The 18,636-nt window shown below is 68.7% G+C and carries 23 protein-coding genes; 7 read left to right on the forward strand and 16 right to left on the reverse strand.

From position 1 onward, the window contains the following. Positions 1 to 82 precede the first annotated feature (82 nt). The 5 genes from C5B91_RS03950 (at position 83) to C5B91_RS03970 (ending at position 4,651) form a co-directional block, all read left to right on the forward strand. Positions 83 to 508 (forward strand): universal stress protein, encoded by a 426-nt coding sequence (locus C5B91_RS03950; RefSeq protein ID WP_004977521.1) that lies wholly within the window; start codon positions 83 to 85, stop codon positions 506 to 508. A gap of 157 nt (positions 509 to 665) precedes the next feature. Then, the gene (gene folP / locus C5B91_RS03955; RefSeq protein ID WP_115819122.1) at positions 666 to 3,143 is read left to right on the forward strand and encodes a dihydropteroate synthase; all 2,478 of its coding nucleotides are present in this window, start codon (positions 666 to 668) and stop codon (positions 3,141 to 3,143) included. A 67-nt stretch (positions 3,144 to 3,210) separates the two neighbouring features. Beyond that, the gene (locus tag C5B91_RS03960) at positions 3,211 to 3,408 is read left to right on the forward strand and encodes a hypothetical protein (RefSeq protein WP_008092724.1); all 198 of its coding nucleotides are present in this window, start codon (positions 3,211 to 3,213) and stop codon (positions 3,406 to 3,408) included. A gap of 111 nt (positions 3,409 to 3,519) precedes the next feature. Continuing rightward, positions 3,520 to 4,272 (forward strand): NRDE family protein, encoded by a 753-nt coding sequence (locus C5B91_RS03965; protein WP_008092726.1) that lies wholly within the window; start codon positions 3,520 to 3,522, stop codon positions 4,270 to 4,272. Positions 4,273 to 4,297: 25 nt separating this feature from the next. Then, positions 4,298 to 4,651: a hypothetical protein gene (locus tag C5B91_RS03970; RefSeq protein WP_004977518.1), complete on the forward strand. Its 354-nt coding sequence runs from the start codon at positions 4,298 to 4,300 to the stop codon at positions 4,649 to 4,651. 203 nt (positions 4,652 to 4,854) lie between these two features. Here the strand turns inward: C5B91_RS03970 and psmA are convergent, their stop codons facing one another. The 11 genes from psmA to dapA all read right to left on the reverse strand — a co-directional run bounded on the left by psmA (position 4,855) and on the right by dapA (position 13,832). Beyond that, positions 4,855 to 5,613, reverse strand: a complete 759-nt coding sequence (gene psmA / locus C5B91_RS03975) for an archaeal proteasome endopeptidase complex subunit alpha (protein ID WP_004977517.1) — start codon at positions 5,611 to 5,613, stop codon at positions 4,855 to 4,857. Positions 5,614 to 5,619: 6 nt separating this feature from the next. Then, on the reverse strand, positions 5,620 to 6,099 hold the full coding sequence (locus C5B91_RS03980; protein WP_115819123.1) for an Rpp14/Pop5 family protein: 480 nt from the start codon (positions 6,097 to 6,099) through the stop codon (positions 5,620 to 5,622). A gap of 9 nt (positions 6,100 to 6,108) precedes the next feature. Continuing rightward, positions 6,109 to 6,735 (reverse strand): class I SAM-dependent methyltransferase, encoded by a 627-nt coding sequence (locus C5B91_RS03985; RefSeq protein ID WP_008092730.1) that lies wholly within the window; start codon positions 6,733 to 6,735, stop codon positions 6,109 to 6,111. Further along, entirely contained in the window at positions 6,719 to 7,414 is a 696-nt protein-coding gene (locus tag C5B91_RS03990) for an RNase P subunit p30 family protein (RefSeq protein ID WP_008092732.1), read from the reverse strand. The genes C5B91_RS03985 and C5B91_RS03990 overlap by 17 nt, the downstream gene beginning before the upstream one ends. Positions 7,415 to 7,487: 73 nt before the next feature. Beyond that, positions 7,488 to 8,042, reverse strand: a complete 555-nt coding sequence (locus C5B91_RS03995) for a BGTF surface domain-containing protein (RefSeq protein WP_115819124.1) — start codon at positions 8,040 to 8,042, stop codon at positions 7,488 to 7,490. Between the two features lie 50 nt (positions 8,043 to 8,092). After that, positions 8,093 to 9,190 (reverse strand): M20 family metallopeptidase, encoded by a 1,098-nt coding sequence (locus C5B91_RS04000; protein WP_115819125.1) that lies wholly within the window; start codon positions 9,188 to 9,190, stop codon positions 8,093 to 8,095. Next, entirely contained in the window at positions 9,187 to 10,053 is an 867-nt protein-coding gene (dapF, locus tag C5B91_RS04005) for a diaminopimelate epimerase (RefSeq protein ID WP_004977511.1), read from the reverse strand. The genes C5B91_RS04000 and dapF overlap by 4 nt, the downstream gene beginning before the upstream one ends. A 20-nt stretch (positions 10,054 to 10,073) precedes the next feature. Continuing rightward, entirely contained in the window at positions 10,074 to 11,321 is a 1,248-nt protein-coding gene (lysA, locus tag C5B91_RS04010; RefSeq protein WP_008092739.1) for a diaminopimelate decarboxylase, read from the reverse strand. Beyond that, positions 11,318 to 12,160 (reverse strand): 2,3,4,5-tetrahydropyridine-2,6-dicarboxylate N-succinyltransferase, encoded by an 843-nt coding sequence (locus C5B91_RS04015; protein WP_004977509.1) that lies wholly within the window; start codon positions 12,158 to 12,160, stop codon positions 11,318 to 11,320. The genes lysA and C5B91_RS04015 overlap by 4 nt, the downstream gene beginning before the upstream one ends. After that, complete coding sequence (dapB, locus tag C5B91_RS04020; RefSeq protein WP_008092742.1) at positions 12,157 to 12,918, reverse strand: 4-hydroxy-tetrahydrodipicolinate reductase; 762 nt, start codon at positions 12,916 to 12,918, stop codon at positions 12,157 to 12,159. Before dapB ends, C5B91_RS04015 begins: the two co-directional genes overlap by 4 nt. Beyond that, positions 12,915 to 13,832 carry a 4-hydroxy-tetrahydrodipicolinate synthase gene (gene dapA / locus C5B91_RS04025; protein ID WP_008092744.1) on the reverse strand — a complete coding sequence of 306 codons (918 nt, stop codon included), beginning with the start codon at positions 13,830 to 13,832 and terminating at the stop codon, positions 12,915 to 12,917. Before dapA ends, dapB begins: the two co-directional genes overlap by 4 nt. 397 nt (positions 13,833 to 14,229) lie before the next feature. On the opposite strand from dapA, the gene C5B91_RS04030 reads away from it, so the two are divergent. Beyond that, the gene (locus C5B91_RS04030) at positions 14,230 to 14,727 is read left to right on the forward strand and encodes an NYN domain-containing protein (RefSeq protein WP_008092745.1); all 498 of its coding nucleotides are present in this window, start codon (positions 14,230 to 14,232) and stop codon (positions 14,725 to 14,727) included. Between the two features lie 12 nt (positions 14,728 to 14,739). Here the strand turns inward: C5B91_RS04030 and C5B91_RS04035 are convergent, their stop codons facing one another. Together C5B91_RS04035 and C5B91_RS22055 are read right to left on the reverse strand one after the other, a co-directional pair. Beyond that, positions 14,740 to 15,654 (reverse strand): hypothetical protein, encoded by a 915-nt coding sequence (locus tag C5B91_RS04035; protein WP_115819126.1) that lies wholly within the window; start codon positions 15,652 to 15,654, stop codon positions 14,740 to 14,742. 88 nt (positions 15,655 to 15,742) lie between these two features. Continuing rightward, positions 15,743 to 15,910: a hypothetical protein gene (locus C5B91_RS22055; RefSeq protein WP_008092747.1), complete on the reverse strand. Its 168-nt coding sequence runs from the start codon at positions 15,908 to 15,910 to the stop codon at positions 15,743 to 15,745. A gap of 119 nt (positions 15,911 to 16,029) precedes the next feature. Between C5B91_RS22055 and C5B91_RS04040 the strand changes: the two genes are divergently transcribed. Then, complete coding sequence (locus tag C5B91_RS04040; protein WP_115819127.1) at positions 16,030 to 16,509, forward strand: PUA domain-containing protein; 480 nt, start codon at positions 16,030 to 16,032, stop codon at positions 16,507 to 16,509. A gap of 481 nt (positions 16,510 to 16,990) precedes the next feature. Here the strand turns inward: C5B91_RS04040 and C5B91_RS04045 are convergent, their stop codons facing one another. From C5B91_RS04045 to srp19, 3 genes are read right to left on the reverse strand one after another with little or no spacing between them, the layout of a single operon-like run. Then, positions 16,991 to 18,010: a presenilin family intramembrane aspartyl protease PSH gene (locus C5B91_RS04045; protein ID WP_115819128.1), complete on the reverse strand. Its 1,020-nt coding sequence runs from the start codon at positions 18,008 to 18,010 to the stop codon at positions 16,991 to 16,993. Between the two features lie 48 nt (positions 18,011 to 18,058). After that, positions 18,059 to 18,283 (reverse strand): H/ACA ribonucleoprotein complex subunit GAR1, encoded by a 225-nt coding sequence (locus tag C5B91_RS04050; protein ID WP_004977496.1) that lies wholly within the window; start codon positions 18,281 to 18,283, stop codon positions 18,059 to 18,061. Further along, positions 18,283 to 18,561 (reverse strand): signal recognition particle subunit SRP19, encoded by a 279-nt coding sequence (gene srp19 / locus C5B91_RS04055; protein WP_008092751.1) that lies wholly within the window; start codon positions 18,559 to 18,561, stop codon positions 18,283 to 18,285. Before srp19 ends, C5B91_RS04050 begins: the two co-directional genes overlap by 1 nt. Positions 18,562 to 18,636 lie beyond the last annotated feature (75 nt).

Consider the following 18,636-nt stretch of genomic DNA (forward strand, 5'->3'; position numbering starts at 1 on the left):
CACTTCCAGACCTCCCGAGACCGTTCCCACGTCCTAACACCGACGGTGTCCCTTCAAGTGTCGGCGAGGCGAACACAGAGGTATGTACGAACACATCTTGGTGCCGACCGACGGGAGCGAGGGGACGATGCAGGCGGTCGAACACGCGCTCGAACTCGCCGACGCGGAGTCGAAGATTCACGTGCTGTCGGTCGTCGACCAGCGGGTGTACCTCGCCGCCGGCGGCGACCAACAGGACGCGGTCATCCAGTCGCTCCGCGACGACGCGGTACAGGCGGTCGAGCGGTGCGCCGAGAAATGCGAGGGGAAGGCCTCGACGGCGACCGCAATCCGCGACGGCGTGCCGCACCGGGTCATCCTCGACTACGCCGACGAACACGACGTCGACGTGGTCGTGATGGGGACCCACGGGCGGACCGGTCGCGACAAACTCACGTCGCTCGGGAGCGTCACCGAGCGCGTCATCGAGAACGCCAAGCGCCCGGTGCTCGTCGTCCACATCGACTGAAACCGGCGCGTTAAGCGCACTCCGGTGACGCTCCGGGACGCTCGCGGAGCGTCGCCGATGGCGGCGGTGGCGGTCGGGGCTGTCGGGCGACCGGCGTCGTGTCGCAGGAGTGACGTGGAGCGTTAGGCCTAAGCCCACCGTCCGGTTTCTCACGCGTATGGAGTACCACGAGGCGGTGAACTTCCTTTTCGACCTCCGGCGGTTTCAGGTCAAGCCGGGGACCGAGTCGATTCAGCGGTTGCTCTCTCACCTCGGCGACCCCCACGAAGGCGTGTCGTTTGTGCAGGTCGCGGGGTCGAACGGCAAAGGAAGCACCGCCCGGATGGTCGACGCGATACTGCGCGAGTCGGGCGCGCACGTCGGCCTCTACACCTCACCGCACTTCGACGACGTGCGGGAGCGAATCCGCGTCGACGGCCGGAAGATTCCGAAGGCCGCGCTGTCGGCGTTCGTGGCCGAAGCAAAGCCGTACCTCGTCGAGCGGGCCGCCGACGGCGAGCCGCTGACCTTTTTCGAGACCGTGACCGCGCTCGCGCTGTGGTACTTCGACCGCGCGGACGTGGACGTGGCGGTCCTCGAAGTCGGGATGGGCGGCGAACTCGACGCGACGAGCGCCGTCGACCCGGTCGCCAGCGCCGTCACCAACGTCTCGCTCGAACACACCGCCGTCCTCGGCGACACCGTCGCGGAAATCGCGAAGACGAAAGCCGCAGTCGCGCCCGCCGACGCGCCGCTCGTGACCGGGGCGACCGGCGAGGCGCTGTCGGTCATCCGCGAGGAGGTCGGCGACGTGCTGACCGTCGGCGACGCCGGCTCCGACGCCGACGTTCGCGCCTCTTACGGCGGCCGCGTCAACCACCAGGAGGCCGCCGTCACCGTCGAGACCGACGACGAGACGCTCGACGTTCGAATCCCGCTTTTGGGCGCGTATCAGGCCCAAAACGCCGGTATCGCCGTATCGCTGGCTCGGCAGGTCCGTCCCGACATCGGTGATGAGGCGATTCACCGCGGCCTCCGAAACGCCCACTGGCCGGGTCGGTTCGAGGTCATGGGCACGGAGCCGACGGTCGTCCTCGACGGCGCGCACAACCCCGACGCCTGCGCGCAGGTCGCCACCGTCCTCGACGAGTTCGACTACGACGACCTCCACCTCGTCTACGGGGCGATGCACGACAAGGACCACAGCGAGATGGTCGGAGCGCTCCCGGAGGTCGCGTCAGTCGTCACCTGTAAGGCGGATATCTCGCGGGGCGAAGACCCCGAGATTCTGTCGTCCGTCTTCGAGCGTCTCGACGGCCCCGAAGTGGAGACCGGCGGCGCGGTCGCCTCGGCGCTCGACCGGGCGCGCGCTCGCGCCGACCCCGACGACTGCGTGCTCGTCGTCGGCTCGCTGTACGTCGTCGCCGAGGCGCGCACGACGTGGACGCGGGCGGTCGTCCCGAAATCCCACCGCACCCTCGACGACGCCCGCCGGACGCTCGAACGCGCGAACGTCGCGGACGCCGCCGACCGGGGGGCGCGCGCGAAGCGGGCGGTCGACCGGACGGTCCACACCCGCGTCCAGCGCCGACAGGCCCGAGTGCTCCGCGAGGAACTGCTGTCCGTCGGCGGCGACTGCGCCGTCTCGGGCCACGAGTTCGGCGGCGAACTCGTCGACGTGGTCCTGACCGGGACGCTCGACCAGTTCGAGCGACTGACGGCGGCCCTCGAAGCCCGGCCGTACGCGCTCGCGGGGGTCGCAGCGGAGATTCGGGAGGCGCTCGGCGTCGGCGCGAGCGGCACCGACCGCGACGGCGCCGGCGAGTACCCGTGGGACGACGGCACGGCCGTCATGGGTATCCTGAACGTGACGCCGAACAGCTTCCACGACGGCGGGGAGTTCTACGACATCGACGACGCCGTCGAACAGGCGCGGGCGATGGTCGACGCCGGCGTGGACATCATCGACGTGGGCGGCGAGAGCACCCGTCCCGGCGCGGACGAGGTCCCCGTCGACGAGGAGGTTCGCCGCGTCGCGCCCGTCATCGAGGCCATCGCCGACCTCGACGTGCTCGTCTCGGTCGACACCCGGAAGGCGGCCGTCGGCGAGGCCGCCCTCGACGCCGGCGCGGACATCCTCAACGACGTGACCGGCCTCGAAGACCCCGAGATGCGCTTTCTCGCGGCCGAGCGCGACACGCCCGTCATCGTGATGCACAGCATCGACGCGCCGGTCGACCCGTCCCGCGAGGTCGACTACGACGACGTGGTCGAGGACGTCATCGACGAACTGACCGAACTGGTGTTACTCGCCGAGAAGGCGGGCATCCCGCGGCGGAACCTCATCGTCGACCCCGGCCTCGGCTTCGGGAAGTCGAAGGCCGAGAACTTCGAACTCCTCGGGCGCGCCGACGAGTTCGCCGCGCTCGGCTGTCCGATTCTCGTCGGCCACTCCCACAAGTCGATGTTCTCGCTCGTCGGCGAAGAGCCGGGCGACAACCTCGCGGCGACCGTCGCGGGCACGGCCATCGCCGCCGACCGCGGGGCCGACATCGTCCGCGTCCACGACGTGCCGGAGAACGTCGCGGCCGTGAACGTTGCGCTCGCCTCGCGGGACCCGAGTCGGTTCGAAGACGGCCCCGAGAGCGAAGACTGAGACACCGCTGCCGGCTCAGGTCCCGTGCTCCGACAAATTCTTGTCACACATTTGATTAGTCTCGCGTATGTCCCTCCTCCCGTACTGGCTCTCGACGGAGTTCCCACACGTGCTGGTCGTCGCGGTTCCCCTCCTGTTGATACTCTTCCCCGTCGGCGGTCTCGCCGCGAACGCGCTCGCCTCGCGGATGCTCGAACCGCGGCGGGACCTCGAACGCCGAGTGGCGGAACTGGAAACGAAACTCGACGAGCGGTCCGACGAGTGAGTGGCGTCTCCCGGTCGTTCGGGAGCCGAATCAGGTGCCGGACCGGGAGCCGGAGGCGGGGACAGCAGTCGGAGCCGGTGTTTTTCTGCGCCGAGTGCCTACTCTCTTCTCGTGTGCACACTCATCCTCGCGTGGCAGGTGTTCGAAGACGCGCCGGTCGTCGTCGCCGCCAACCGCGACGAGCAACTCGGCAGGCCCGCCGAACCGCCACGGCGGTGGGACGACGGCGACGGTCCCGCAATCGTCGCCCCGCGGGACGCCGAGGCGGGCGGGACGTGGGTCGGCTACAACGACGCCGGCGTCTTCGTCGGCATCACCAACCGCTGGGTCGAAGTCGCGGGCGGCGGCGAGCGTTCGCGGGGGCATCTCGTCCGCGACGCGCTCCGCCGTGAGACCGCCGAGGGCGCCGCCCGGTTCGTCGAACGCGCGGTCGACGACCACACCTACGACGGCTTCAACCTCGTCGTCGCCGACGAGAACGCCGCGCTGTTCTTCGAGTGGGACGGGAGCCTGTCGGTGCGGAACTTCGACCCCGGCGTCCGCGTCGTCGTCAACGTCGGCACGCCCGAGTCGTGGTTCGTCCCCGAACGACGGCCCGCGGTGGGCGAGCGGCAGGCCGACAACGCCCGGCGATTGGAGGAGGCGCTTCAGCCCGAGCCCGACGAGTCGGTAACGGCGTGGCGCGAGCGGGCGAAGGCGGCGCTGGGCGACCACGACTTCGGCGTCTGCGTTCACGACCCGGAGGGTCGGTTCGGCACGCGCTCGTCGTCGGTCATCACGCTCGGTGAGGCGGAATTCGCGTACGAATTCGCCGACGGCCCGCCGTGTCAGACCGCCTTCGAACCGGTCGAACGTCAGGATTAAACCGCTCGCACGACGTGTAGGTGGTATGAGCGCGAGCGAAGCCGAGCAAGACCTTTCTTCCGACGAGCACGCGGGACTGGAACTCATCCGCGAGTCGGGCGGCATCCACCAGAGCGACTTCTGGAAAGAACTCGACATCTCCTCCCGGAAAGGGAGCCGCATCGCCGAGGTGCTGGAGTCGCTCGGTCTCATCAAGCGAACCGAGACCGTCTACAACGGCCACACCACCTACTACCTCGAGCCCGCCGCGCGCGACCTCAGCTTCTCGATGCTGATGGCGGGCGACATGCTCTCGCCGCTCATCGGTGAAGAAGAGATCAACGCCAACAGTAACGCCTTCTCGCAGTGGCTCATGAACCTCGCCTACGAGGAGTACTGAGACGACCGCTTTCCCGATTCTGTTTCCGGTCCGTTTTCCTTCCGTCCGGGTCTGTTTTCATCCCATCCAGCGTCTCGCTTGCACCCATGAGCGACCGTGAGCGACGCGACCGCTCCGCCCGCCGCGTCCGAGCAGACGGCGCAGTCGCTCGGGGGATGGGAGTCGAAGAAGAACGCGCGAGAACGGGAACCGCGGGACGCGGTTTACTCTTCGGTCTGTTCGTCGTCCTCGGTCGCCAACAGGTCGTTGGCTTCGAGGTAGCTCTCGATTTCGTCGTTAGACAGCTCGACGAAGCGCTCCGTCTCCGCGGAGACGGTCGCCACGTCGACGCCGTCGGGCGAGGTGCCCTCCTCGCTGGTCGAGCCGATGGCTTCGAGCGCGAGTTCGATACCCTCGTCGAGGGTCAGGTCGTCGCGGAAGTTCTCTTCGAGGTGCTCTTGGTGGTCGCCGCGGTCGGCCCCGATGGAGACGGCCTTCCACTCGTAGGGAGTCCCCGAGGGGTCCGTCTCGTAGAGGCGGGGGGTGCCGTTTTCGACGCCGCCGATGAGGAGCGCGACGCCGAACGGGCGCGCGCCGCCGACCTGCGTGTACTGCTGGATGTGGTCGGTGACTTCCTTGGTCAGCGTCTCGATGCCGATGGGTTCGCCGTAGCGGAGGCGGTTGACCTGCGACTGGCGGCGGGCGAAGTCGATGAGCTGACGGGCGTCGGCGACGTGGCCGGCGCTCGCGATGCCGATGTGGTCGTCCGCCTTGTGAATCTTCTCGACGCTCGTCGGCTCCATCAGCGGCGAGCGAGAGCGCTTGTCCGCCGCGAGGACGACGCCCTCGGGCGTTCGCACGCCGATGCTCGCGGTGCCGCGCTTGACGGCCTCACGAGCGTATTCGACCTGATAGAGTCGACCATCCGGCGAGAAGATCGTAATCCCGCGGTCGTACGCCTGTTGTTGCGCTTGTCCCTGCATGGAATATCACTCGAAATCGAGTTGCGTCGCGCCCGTGAACCCGTCCGGACCGCCGACGTCCAAGAGTGAGTCGCGGACGACGGCGGTTCGGGATTCGTTCTCGAACACGACGGTTCTCTCCTCGGAAATTCCGGCCCGGCCGTGTAAATACCTTTCCGAACAGGCACGCACTGTCCCCGAGACGCCTCGCACTCTCACCCCGACGGGGTCGCCGCCGACCGCGTCGATGCAGGCGAGCGCGGCCCGGGCGTCTTCGACGTGACCGCGACGGGCGCGGACGATAGTCTCGGCGATGCCGTCGGCGTAGTCGAATCCGAGGACGGTCAGGTCGGCGTCGGCGCTCCCGGCGTCGCCGTAGAGGTTCTGGGCGGCGTACCAGAGTTCGCGCTGGAACGACCCGCGGCCGAGGTCGGCGTCGGGCCACGTCTCGATTTCGACGGCGAGGTACCGCCGCCGCGGCCGGAGGTGTTTGGGCAGGTGTTTCATCGGCTCAGTTCACTCGTCGGCGGTCGGCGCTCGCTCGGCGACGAGGACGCCCACCTGCTCGTGGACGGACTCGACGGCCGTGAGGACGAACCCGGCGTCCGTGAGCGCGTCGGCGAGGAAGCCGACGGTCGCGGGGTCGTCCACCTCGGGCGAGTAAAACGGCTCGTCGGGGTCGGGCGTCCCGAAGAACATCACGTCGCCGAGGACGAACCGCCGCGGTTCGAGGTCGGCGATGGCGCCGATGGCCTCGCGTTTCTCCTCGTCGGAGAGGTGGTGCATGGCGAAGTTCGTGACCACGATGTCAACCTGCTCGTCCTCGCCCACGTTCGGTTCGCGGAACCGGCCCTCGCCGAACTCGACGTTCTCGATGCCGACTTCGGCGGCCTTGGCGCGGGCCTGTTCGAGCATCCCCTCGCTGATGTCGCGGCCGACGACGCGCTTCGCGTCGGGGGCGAGCGCGAGGGCGATAGCGCCCGTGCCGGTGCCGAGGTCGAGGACCACGTCCTCGGGGGAGGGGTCGGCGTAGTGGACGACGAGCGAGACGCACGCGCGGTACTCATCGCTGTCTTGCGAATCGTCGTACTCCGCGGCGATGTGGGAAAAGCGGGCGGCGTGTTCCTCAATCGTCTTCTTCATACCGTCCCCGTTTGACGCCGGGGGCTATGAACGACTCGGACATGCGCTCGCGGTTGCGCGCCGCGAGACGGCCCCACTCTCGGAGGCCGTCGAGCACCTGCTCGCGGTCGAAGCCGATGACCTCGCCCAGCCCCGCCAGCTCGCGGGGGCTCCGCAGGTGGAGGTGCGACGACGGGGTCGCGGAGACGACGTAGGGCGCGTCGTAGTACTCGACGAGTTCGCGGAGCTTCCGGAGGGCCGAAATCGCCTGTACGCGAGTCCCTCCGTCGCTTCGAAGCACGGGTCCGAAGTCGAACTCCACGCGGACGCCGTTGTCGCGGGCGGCCTTGGCGAGGACGTGATTGAAGTTGCCGTCGCCGTCCATCGGACGCGAGAGCACGTCCACTCGCGGCTGTTCGACGGCGAAGCGGTTGAGCGCGTTCGTGCCGCCGCGGAGGATGAGCAGTTCGCGCTGCGGGCGGTAGTTCCCGACCGCGCCGCTGGCGCGTTCCGGGTTCGACGCGTCGATTTCGACGGCGTCGACGAGGTCCACGTCGAGGTCGTCGCGCAGGCGGTCGTAGTCGGGGCTGGCGTCGAGCGCGCGGACGACGACGCCGTCGTAGTCGTACCGACCGGCGGCGACGGCGGCGCGGCTGGCCGTGCTCTCGCCGTCGGGGTGTGCGTAGACCGCCTCGTACATACGCCGACACAGGAACGGGTGGGAAAAGGGCGTTGCGTTCCGGAGCTCCGGCGCGAGGGCGGGCGACGGACTGTCAGAACCGGGCGTACGCAGCGAGCGACGCGAGGCAGAGCGCGGCGACGCCCGCACCGACGCCGAAGCCGGGTACCTCGAACCCGGACAGCGAATCGGTCGTCGTCGCCGTCGACGGCGGGGCCGTTTCGGTCGTCGCCTCCGAGGTCTCGATGTCGGGCGTGAGCGTCGAGTCACCGGGCATGTCGTACGTCACGAGCGTGGCGTTTTCTTGGTAGATGGCCTGCTGGTTGTGGCGAATCGAGACTTGAACCGGTCCGCCGCGGAGCTGGGACAGCCCCGAGAGGTCGAACGTCACGTCGAACGTGCCGTTTTCGCCGACGCGGACGATCCTCGAAACGAGGAACGAGTGGGTGTCACCGACGGACTGCACGCGGACGCCGATGAGCGTCCCGGACTCGAACGGGGTCGAACCGTGGATGTGCTCGCCATCGGCCGCGTCGAGAACGAGCCCCTCGCCGGAGTGGTCGATAACGGTGCCGTCGGCGGCGACGGCTCCCGGAAGCGAGAGCGCGACCACGACGAGGAGGACGACGACGAGGTGGGGAGGGCGCATCGTCCGAAACGTATCGTTCGGACAACAAGTACGTTTTGATTAATTAACAGTTAGGCGGTGAGCGCGGCGACGGCGGCGCGGAGCGCGGCGGCCGCGGTTCGCACGTCGTCGGTGCGCACGTACTCTCTGTCGGCGTGCGCGACCGCGCCCTCGTCGTCGGCGAGGTCGCCGGGACCGAAGACGACGACGGGCGCGGGCGAGAAGTAGGAGGCCTCGGTCGCGGCCGTGAAGGGCCGGACGTCCGCCCGCCCGCCGGCGTCTCGGGAGGCCGAGGCGAGCGACGTCACGAGTTCGTGGTCGGGGTCGGTCGCGAACGCTTCGAGAAACGGGGTCGGGCGCTCCGTGAGCGCGAAGTCGACGCCAACGTCGTCGGGCACGGCGGCCCGGAGCGTCGATTCGAGTTCCTCGCGGAAGCCCTCGGCCGTCTCCGGCGGGACGCTCCGACGGTCGACCACGAGTCGGCAGTCCGCGGGCACCTGATTCGAGTTCGCCCCGCCGTCGACCATCGTCGGCGTCAGCGTCGCCGGACCGAGGTCGGGGTGCGCCTCGCGGTCGTCGTCGAACGACCGGAGCGCGTCGAGGACCGGTGCGAGCGCGTCCACGGCGTTGACGCCCGACTGCGGTTCGGCCGCGTGCGCGGCGACACCCGACAGCGACACCGTTCCCTCGAACCGGCCCTTCGCGGCCGTACAGACGTCGAGGCCGGTCGGCTCGCCGACGATGTACATGTCGCCGTCGAGGTCGAGTTGGGCCGCGCCCGTCGAGAGGAGCTCCTCGTCGGGCGTGATGGCGAGCGTCACTCGGGCGCCGGGGCCGGGGTCGGCGGCGAAGAACGCTGAAAGCAGGGCTGCGAGTGGGCCCTTGGCATCGCAGGAGCCGCGGCCGTGGATGACGCCCTCGTCGCGGTCGTACGGGACGTGCGGCGAGACGGTGTCGATGTGCGTGTTGAGGACGAGGTGCGTCGCCGGCTCCGCCGCTCCCTTCGAGGCGACGGTGTTGCCGGCGTCGTCCACGGTCGGGTCGACGCCCTCGGCTTCGAGCGTCTCGACCAGCAGGTCGCGCATCTCGCCCACGTCGTCGTTCGACGCGACGGGGACGGCCCGTTCGAGGAACGCCACGGGGTCGAACCCGTCGGCGTCGCCGCTCATCGCTCGCGGAAGACGATGTCGGCTTCGCCGTCGCCCTCGTAGACGGCCGGGCCGCCGAGGAGCGCGGAGCCCTCGTCGGGGACGGTCACGGAGAGCGCGCCGCCCGGCGGGGTGACGGTTACGGGGTCGTCACCGGAGACGTGCCCGAGGCGCTTCGCGGCCGCGACGACGGCGACCGCGCCGGTGCCGCAGGACTGCGTCTCGCCTTCGACGCCGCGCTCGAAGGTGCGTTGGCGGAAGCCGCCCTCGCCGTCGGGGGAGGCGAGCGTGACGTTCGCGCCCTCGGTGAACACCGGTGCGTGACGGACCGCCGGCGCGACCGATTCGAGGTCCACGTCGTCCACGTCGTCGACGAAGGCGACGGCGTGGGGTACGCCCGTGTTGACGGCCGTGACGGTCAGTCCCTCGACTTCGGTGTCGACGAGTTCGTCGTCGGACGCGAGCGGTACGTCGCGGGGCGCAAACGAGGGCGCGCCCATCTCGACGGTCACGTCGGTGCCGTCGAGGCTCGCGCGGCGGGTGCCGGCGGGCGTGTCTATCATGACTTCGTTCGTGCCGGTCCGCTCGGCGGCCCACGCGGCCGCGACGCGAGCGCCGTTGCCGCACATGGCGGCGACGGAGCCGTCGGGCTGGACGAGGGTCATGACGACCCGCGGCGGGTCGTAGCGCGATTCGAGCGCGAGGAACAGGACGCCGTCTGCGCCGCGGCGTTCGCTCTCGCTCAGGGTGATTCCGGCCTCGCGGTCGCAGTGGGTGCGGGCGAAGGCGGGTCGGTCCGGGACCGGGTCGTCTGCGTCGACGACGAAGAAGTCGTTTCCAGTGCCGTGGAACTTTTCGAAGGGAACGGTGTTGAGTACGCTCATGATTCTGTGTTGGTGCTTGGTCAGTTGGGGATGTGCTCGGATGCGGTTCGTTCGAGTGCGGTGACGTCGTCGAGGGTCTCGCGCCGGCGGGCCAGTCGGTGGCCGTCGGCGTCGAGGACGACTTCCGGGGGGCGCGGACGAGAGTTGTAGGTGCTCGCCATCTCGTAGCCGTACGCCCCCGCGTTGCCGAGCGCGAGACAGTCGCCGCGCTCGGGGTCGGGGAGTTCGCGGCCGTCGGCGAACACGTCGCTCGTCTCGCAGACGGGGCCCGCGACGATGGTCGAAACCGGGTCGGCGTCGGGCCGAGAGAGGTTCGAAATCGCGTGGTACGCGTCGTACATCGCCGGTCGGAGCAGGGTCGTCATACCAGCGTCGATGCCGACGACGGTCGTTTCGGGGGCCTCTTTCACGGTGTTGACCCGCGAGAGGAGGACGCCCGCGTCGGCGACGACGTAGCGGCCGGGTTCAATTGCGAGTTGTGCGTCCACCTCGCCGAGCGCCTCGCGGGTCGCGTCGGCGACGGCGTCGAGGTCGAGCGGCGGTTCGTCCTCGCGGTAGGGGACGCCGAAGCCGCCGCCCACGTCGACGAATTCGAGGTCGCCGACCTCGCGGGCGAGGTCGCCCATCCGGCGGACCAACTCGCGGTGCGCCGAGAGGTCGTCGCCGGAGATGCCGCTTCCCGCGTGGGCGTGGACGCCGACGAGGTCGAACTCGTCGCGCGCGTCGGCGGCGATGTCGGGGACGCGGTCGATGGGGATACCGAACTTCGCGTGCCCGCCGGTCGTGACCTTCTCGTGGTGGCCCGCGCCGACGCCGGGGTTCGCCCGGAGGCAGAGCCGACCGTCGAAGCCGCGCTCGCGCAGGCGGTCGATAGTGTCCGCCGCGCCGACCGTGACGGTCATCTCGGGGTTCGACTCCCACCGTGAGACGACGTGGTCGAGGTCGGCGTCCGGCGGGTTGACCGCCGTGTAGCGGACGCGCTCGCCGGGGAAGCCGGCGTCGAGGGCGCGCTCGACCTCGCCCGCGGAGGCGCACTCGGCGTCGACGGCGGCCTCGCGGACGGTTTCGAGCACCGCGCGCCCGGCGTGGGCCTTGACGGCGTAGCTGACGTGCGCCTCGGGGAACGCCTCGCGGAGTCGGTGACAGTTCTCGCGGACGCGACGGAGGTCGGTCACGTACAGCGGCGAGCCGAACTCGTCGGCGAGCGACAGCAGGTGCTCGCGGTCCCAGTCCGAGAGCCGCCGGACGGCCGGCCCGCCGCCGCTCATTCGCGCAGCGCCTCCTCCCGACGGGTCGCGTCGAGGGTGTCGTCCTCGATGTCGAGGGCGACGACCGCGGGCTTGTACGCGCCGCCGGCGAACAGGTCGTGGTCGCCGAGCGACGACTCCACGAAACGCGTGAAGGCGCGGCGGTTCGCGGGCAGGTGGCCGTAGTAAATCTCCTCGTCCACGAGGTCGTAGACGGGGATTCGGGGCGTCAGAAGCGTATTCTCGCCGACGATGGAGTTCTCGCCGACGACGAAGCCGGAGGTGACTCGACAGCCCGCGCCGAGCGCCGCGCCGTCTTCGACGACGACCGGGGCGTCCTCGACGGGTTCGAGCACGCCGCCGATGAGCGTGTTCGCGCCGAGCTTGACGTTCGCGCCGATTTGCGCGCAGGAGCCGACGGTGTCACAGGAGTCCACGAGCGTGCCGTCGCCGACGTGCGCGCCGACGTTCACGAACGAGGGACTCATCATGATGCAGTCGGAGCCGAGGTACGCGCCGCGGCGGATGGCGGTGCCGTCCGGGGTGTTGCGCGTGCCGCGCTCGCCGAGGTCCTCGGTGTCGCGCAGGGGGAGCACGTCGTGGTAGCGGACGTCGCCGTACTCGCGGGCGAGCGTCTCGCGCAGGCCGAAGTTGAGCAGGATGCCCCGCTTGACCCACTCGTTGGCCTCCCACGAGGTCACGTCGGAGCCGGTCTTCTCGGCGGCGCGCACCTCGCCCGCTTCGAGGGCGTCGAGGAACGCGTCGAGCGTGTCGAGTTCGTCGACGGTCGCCGATTCGGCGTCGACGTCGCCGTCATTGTATCGCTGCCACAGGTCTCGTACGTCGGATTCCAGGTTCATTCGAGTACCTCGGTGAAGTCGTACCACCCGGCGTCGCGGTCGGCGAGCCACGTCGCGGCGTCGAGTGCGCCAGCGGCGAAGACCCCCCGCGACCCCGCGCGGTGCGTGAGTGAAAGAGACTCGTGATTTCCAGCCAGTAATACCTCGTGCTCACCGGCAATATCCCCCGCCCGGCGAGCGTGGACGCCGACTTCGCCCTCGGACCGGGGCGCTTCGCCCTCGCGGCCGTGGACGCGCTCGGACTCGCCACGCACATCGTCGATATCGTCAAGGATAGTCAGCGCCGTCCCGCTTGGGGCGTCGCGCTTGGCGTTGTGGTGCGTCTCCGTGAGTTCGATGTCGTAGCCGTCGAGGGCGGGAACCGCCTCGCGGACGGCCCGGCGGAGCGCCGCGATGCCGCGCGAGAAGTTCGAGGCGTACAGCACCGGGACCTCCGATGCGGACTCGCGGAGCGCGTCGAAGCCGCCCTCGCTCAGCCCGGTCGTCCCGGTGACGAAGCCGACGCCCGCCTCCGCGCAGGCCGACGCGTATTCGATGCAGGAACCCGGACCGGTGAAGTCGACCACGACGTCGGGGTCGTGCGAAGCGAGCAGGTCGGCGAAGTCGGCCGCGTCCTCGACGGCGACGCCCTCGACCTCGTCGCCGGGCGAGCGACTGACCGCGAAGGCGACAGCGAGGTCGTCGCGGTCGGCGGCCGCGGCGAGGACTTCCCCGCCCATGCGGCCGGTCGCGCCGGTGACGCCGAGAGAGACCGTCACTCGGCAGCACCCCCGTCCGGAATCGCCTGTTCGGCTTCGAGGTCGGACAGCAGGCGGCGCAGTTCCTCGGTGTTCTCCTCGGTGAGGCGGGTGAGCGGCGGGCGCAGGCGCGCCGGGCCGTAGCCCCGAATCTCCATGGCCTCCTTGACCGGGATGGGGTTCGTCTCGGAGAACAGGTGGCGGTTCAGCGGGGCGAGGTCGTGGTGGATGTCCCGGGCGCGCTCGTAGTCGCCCTGCAGCGCCGAGTGGACCATCGCGCCGACGCGCGCGGGTTCGACGTTCGCCGTGACCGAGATGGCTCCGACGCCGCCGACCGAGAGAATCGGGAGCGTGAGCGCGTCGTCACCCGACAGCACCGCGAACTGCTCGTCTCGGGTCCGCTCGACGACCTCCGAAATCTGTCCGAGGTCGCCGCTGGCGGCCTTGTAGGCGGTGATGTTCGGGTGCTCGGCGAGCGTCGCGGCCGTCTCGGGCAGGATGTTGCTCCCGGTGCGACCGGGGACGTTGTAGACGATCTGGGGCAGGTCGATTTCGTCGGCGATGGTCCGGTAGTGCTCGACGAGGCCGGCCTGCTCGGGCTTGTTGTAGTACGGCGAGATGAGAAGCAACGCATCGGCCCCGGCGTCGGCGGAGCGCCGGGAGAGTTCGAGCGCCTCGCGGGTCGAGTTCGACCCGGACCCGGCGACGACGGGCACGTCCTCGACGGCCTCGACGGCCGCCTCGACGACCTCGACGTGTTCGTCGTGGGTGAGCGTCGCCGATTCGCCGGTCGAGCCGACGGGGACGATGCCGTCGACGCCGGCTTCTTCGAGGCGTCGCACGTCGGCCTGGAACTGTTCGAAGTCGATACTGCCGTCGTCGTGGAACGGCGTGGTCATCGCGGGATAGACGCCGCGGAAGTCGAATGATGTCATGTGTCGGTGATGGGTGTGGTGACGGTCGTGGGAAGGTCGGTATCGGTCGTGTGACCGGAACGTGCGTCAGCCGAAGGCCGCCCGAGACGGGGTCGCTACTCCCGCAACGAGCGATTCAGTACGCACGTTTTTTCGAAAAGAAAGCGGCACGCGACGGCGACGCTGTCGAGGGTGTGGTGACCTCCGAGGGCCGCGTCGCGTCGTTCACACCGGATGCAGGTGCTGGAAGCGTAATATAACTTGCGTCGTCTGCAGGACCTGCCGGACCTCGACGGCCCGCCTCCGGCGGCTTTGGGGCGCTCTCCGTCCGGTTTTCGGTCACCGAGGTGGACACCCGTCCGCCGCACCCCCGTCTCCCCGGACGGTTATTAGCCCGCGCCGCCCAAGCGTCGTACGAATGACCGAGATTCACCCCAACCAGCGCGTCGCCATCCTCGCCGACGCGCAGAACCTCTACCATACGGCACAGAGTCTGTACTCGCGGAACATCGACTACTCGTCGCTCCTCAAGAAGGGAACGGCGGGCCGCGCGCTCACCCGCGCCATCGCCTACGTCATCCGAGCGGACTCGCCCGACGAGGTGAGTTTTTTCGATGCACTCGTCGACATCGGTTTCGAGACGAAAATCAAGGACATCAAGACGTTCGGCGACGGCTCGAAGAAGGCCGACTGGGACCTCGGCATCGCGCTCGACGCGGTCAGCCTCGCCGACCACGTGGACACGGTCGTCCTCTGTTCGGGGGACGGCGACTTCGAGCGGCTCTGTACCCACCTCCGCCACGAGGGCGTCCGCGTCGAGGTGATGGCGTTCAAGGAGTCCACCGCGGACGAACTCGTCGAGGCGGCGGACACGTTCATCGACCTCTCCGAACGAAAAGAGACGTTCCTGCTGTAGGTCGCGGGGCGATTATTCGAACTGCGGAATCACCGAGTCGCCGTCGATGTCCGGGCCGGCCGTTCCGGCCGGTCCGTTCGACCCCGAGTCGTGCGCCTCGAAGAAGGCGACCGCGTAGACGTACTGGAACGTCGCCAGAACCATCTGCGTCGCCATCGAGATGGCGGCGATGGCGGCGATTTCGGTCGGCGAGAATCCGAGACCCGCCTGCGCCGCCGCGGGGTTCGCCGCGTCCTGTACCTGCTGGACGTTCTGGAACGTCCGAAAGACGATGAACCCCGTGACGGGGATACTGATGACGAGGCCGACGACGAACCGGATGACCGAGTAGCCGAGCGAGGGGATGATGTTGTTCCGGACGAGTCGGTAGCTCTCGCCGAACGACTCGATTGCGCCCTTGTCGCCGACGACGACCGCGACAGGGTAGAACTGAACGAGGAAGATGACGACGAAGTACGCCAGCCCGATGAGGCCGAGCACGGCGAGGCCGACGAGGAAGCCGCCGCCGAGAGCGAAGTTGGAGACGTCACCACCGCCGGCGGCGAGGCCGCCGAGGCCGAGCGAGATGGCCATGACGACCGCGACGATGAGGAACACGATACCGAAGGCGATGACGATGCCGAGTTGGACGATGTTCGCGAGGAGCATCGGGACGTACTTCTCGCGGCCGACGTCGGTCAGGGTCGACAGCGAGGTCGAACCCCCGCTGTCGACCGCCTCGTCGGCCATCCCGTAGAGGCCGGCGGCGACGAACGGCGTGACGAAGAACGTCACCGCCATCAGGGCGGTCGGGACGATGGGTATCTGCGCCAACTGCGTGGCGAGTTGCGGGAGCGTGACGAGACCTAAGGCGAGCCCGGCGAGGAACAACACGGGGTTCGACCGGATGCCTCGGAGGGCGGTCTGGAGGGAGTTGATCGCGGCCATACCTCGACGTGTCGATGCGATAATACGTAAAACGGGTGGGTCGAGACGGCGGCGTACTGGGGTCGCGGCCGAGCCCGCGAGCGGCGTGTCAGGCCGTTGGCGTCGCCAGTCGGGCGACGGTGGCGACCGCGCCGAGCGCTGCGATGGCGGCGAGCACCGTCGGGAGCCGCCAGTCGAGCGCCGTCTGCGTGAGAAGCATACTGCTCGCGAGCAGCAGCACAGTCCCCACGGCGGCGAGTCGAACGTCCACAGACATACTCCGACGGGGGTCTGTCCCGTACTTAGGGCTTTCCGTCTCGAACGTGCGTGCTAACCCGGTACACGCGGTCGGACGGGACCGCGACCCACTTTAGCCGGCGGGGCGAACGACGGGGTATGACCGAAGGCCACGCGACCGATTTGGACGACCTCCGGGTCGTCGCCGACTACCAGTTCGGGGCCGGCGCGGGCGACGCGCTGTTCCCGACCGACGCGGACATCGAACTCTCGCGCTCGCGCAGCGGCCGCCCGCGACAGGTGTACGTCGAGGGCGACCGCGTCACCTCCTACGGCACCGACGGGCGGTTCACCCTCGGCGTCGCCGGCGGCCGCCGCCTCTACGACGCCCTCGGCGGCGACGCCTACGTCGTCCGCGTCGGCGACGAGTCGGTCCCGTTCGTCAGCGACGGCAAGAACGCGTTCGCCAAGTTCGTCACCGCCGCCGACCCGGCGGTTCGCTCGGGCGACGAGGTGTGCGTCGTCGGCCCCGACGGCGACCTGCTGGGCGTCGGTCGCGCGGAACTCTCCGCGGACGCGATGCTCGACTTCCAGACGGGGATGGCGGTTCGCGTCCGCGAGGGCGCGGACGAAGAATGAGGTAAAACCGGGGAACCCGGGCGGTACGTCGCTGTTGAACTTCTAGATAAGTGATAGAACCGGCGTGCAAGACGTAGAAGATGAGTTCAGCAAGATTTCGATGTTCGATTCACGCGACCAGCGATGAAACAGTCGTTAGGTAGGTGTTCATTGCTATCCTCGTGGTTATCTAGCGCTCACCCGCTTCATCAAGGCGGCGAGAGTTGTACTTTTGAAAGAAATGCAACGACAATCCCACAATAATTAGCATGAGGCCGGGTGGGAGCGATATTAGTGCAAGAATCGCACCGGCAATAGCGATGTAGATGAATTTCATGTGTTAGTTATATGATATCTATAGAGTGATAGCCCTTGTGGGAGTTATAATAAAAATCCCCATACCTAACATCGATACCGGCAGGTTCTGTGACCGACTTGCGCCCTGTATTCAGCACAGCCGCAACAAACTGTCACTGACAGAGATTTTCGACGGAGCCGCGTTTCAGAGGTACGGCGCGAGTCCGAGCGCGGAGACGAGCGGGACGCCCGCGACGACTGAGCCGACGAGGTAGCCGCCGATTGCGCCGCCGTTGAGAAGCGGCAGGCCGGCGTGCGCCCGCCCCTTCATCACGGCCCACATCAGCCCGGCGAACCCGGCGAACGTCCCGACCATGGCGAGGAGCGCCGGGAGGTTGAGCGCCGGGAGTGCACCGAAGCCGAGCGACGGCGCTTCGGAGAAGAACGCGCCCGAGGCGACCATCACGGTCGGCATGACCGCGTCGCCGAGACCGATGAAGAAGGCGTCGCGCTCGCCGGAACCGGAGTCCTCGGCGTCGGTGTCGGCAGTGGTGTCAGCCGTCTCCGCGTCGGCCACCGCTGCCGGTTCGCCCCCGTCTGTCGCGTTCTCGCCATCGCCGACCTCGTTGGCGTCGCGGGCGAAGTCGTCGTCGAGAAGCGAGTACGACAGCGTCGTCGGAATGACGAGCACGACCGGGATGCGGAGGTCCATCACGCCCTCCGCGAGGTCGAGCATGTGCTTTGTCTTGTAGACGCTGATGGCGTCGTAGATGGCGAGGACCGAGAGGAGCACGATGGCCGGCAGCAGGCCGAAGCTGATGCCGAACAGGGCGGCCGCGCCGGCACCCATGAGCGCCCCGGCGGCGTCGATGACGTACCACTCGGGGTAGACGAGGAGGGCGAGCGAGACGCCCGCCGAGAGGGCGATGGCGACGAGCGCGTTGGGGACGAGCGCGGCGAAGACGTACCACGCGAGCAGGCCGCTCGTGAACACGATGATGAGGCGGATAAGCTGGTCGAGGTCGTACTTGAACGCCGCGAGCATGAACGCGGTCATGGCGATAATCGCGCCGATGTAGAGGAGGCTGTTCGTCGGGTCGGTGGGGTCTTCGACCGTCTGGTACCCCTGTTCGAAGAACGTCGGCACGAGGGCGAGCGCACCCACCTGCACGACGAGGAAGATGAGGGCGGCGAGGGCGACCCCCCGATAGGCGCGGCGTGACATGCAGGGGCGTTCCCACCCGAGGGGTATGGGGGTTGCGCTCTGGAGTCGTCAGCGAGCGTAGAGCTTGCTGCCGACGAGCCGCGCGGGCGAGCCGTCGTCTGCCGTGACAGCGACGTAGGGGCGGTCGACCGGGCCGAACACGTCCACGATGCGACCGACCGTCGACAGCGACTCGTCGAGGACCATGGTTCCGATGTCGGGCGTGTCGTCGTCGTCGAGGCGGACGATAGCGAGCCCCTGCGCCGTTCGGGAGACCGTGCCGATTCGCCGCATCAGTCGCGGAGGATTCCGACGTAGGCGGCGACCGCCTGCACGATGTCGTTTTTCGTGGCGTCGTCGGCGTTGTTCACGAGGACACGCCCGCGAGTGTCGAACTCCCGAGAGTACCGCTTGTCCCGTTCGATGACGGCGTCGTAGCCGACCTGCTGGACGGCCTTCGCAATCTCGTCGACGGTCGGCGCTTCGACCGCCGCGGACTGGGCGACCCGTCGGCCCTCGCTGCGCGAGAGCGCGGCGTCGAGGTAGGCGGGGTAGATGACGTTCTCGACCATACCCGTGTGTCCGCCATCCGCCGGTAATACGGTTGTGGTCTCACGGAGCCGGACGACGAGAAATGGAAAACGACG

The organism is Haloferax sp. Atlit-10N (genome assembly GCF_003586325.1).
Taxonomy (GTDB): Archaea; Halobacteriota; Halobacteria; order Halobacteriales; family Haloferacaceae; genus Haloferax; species Haloferax prahovense.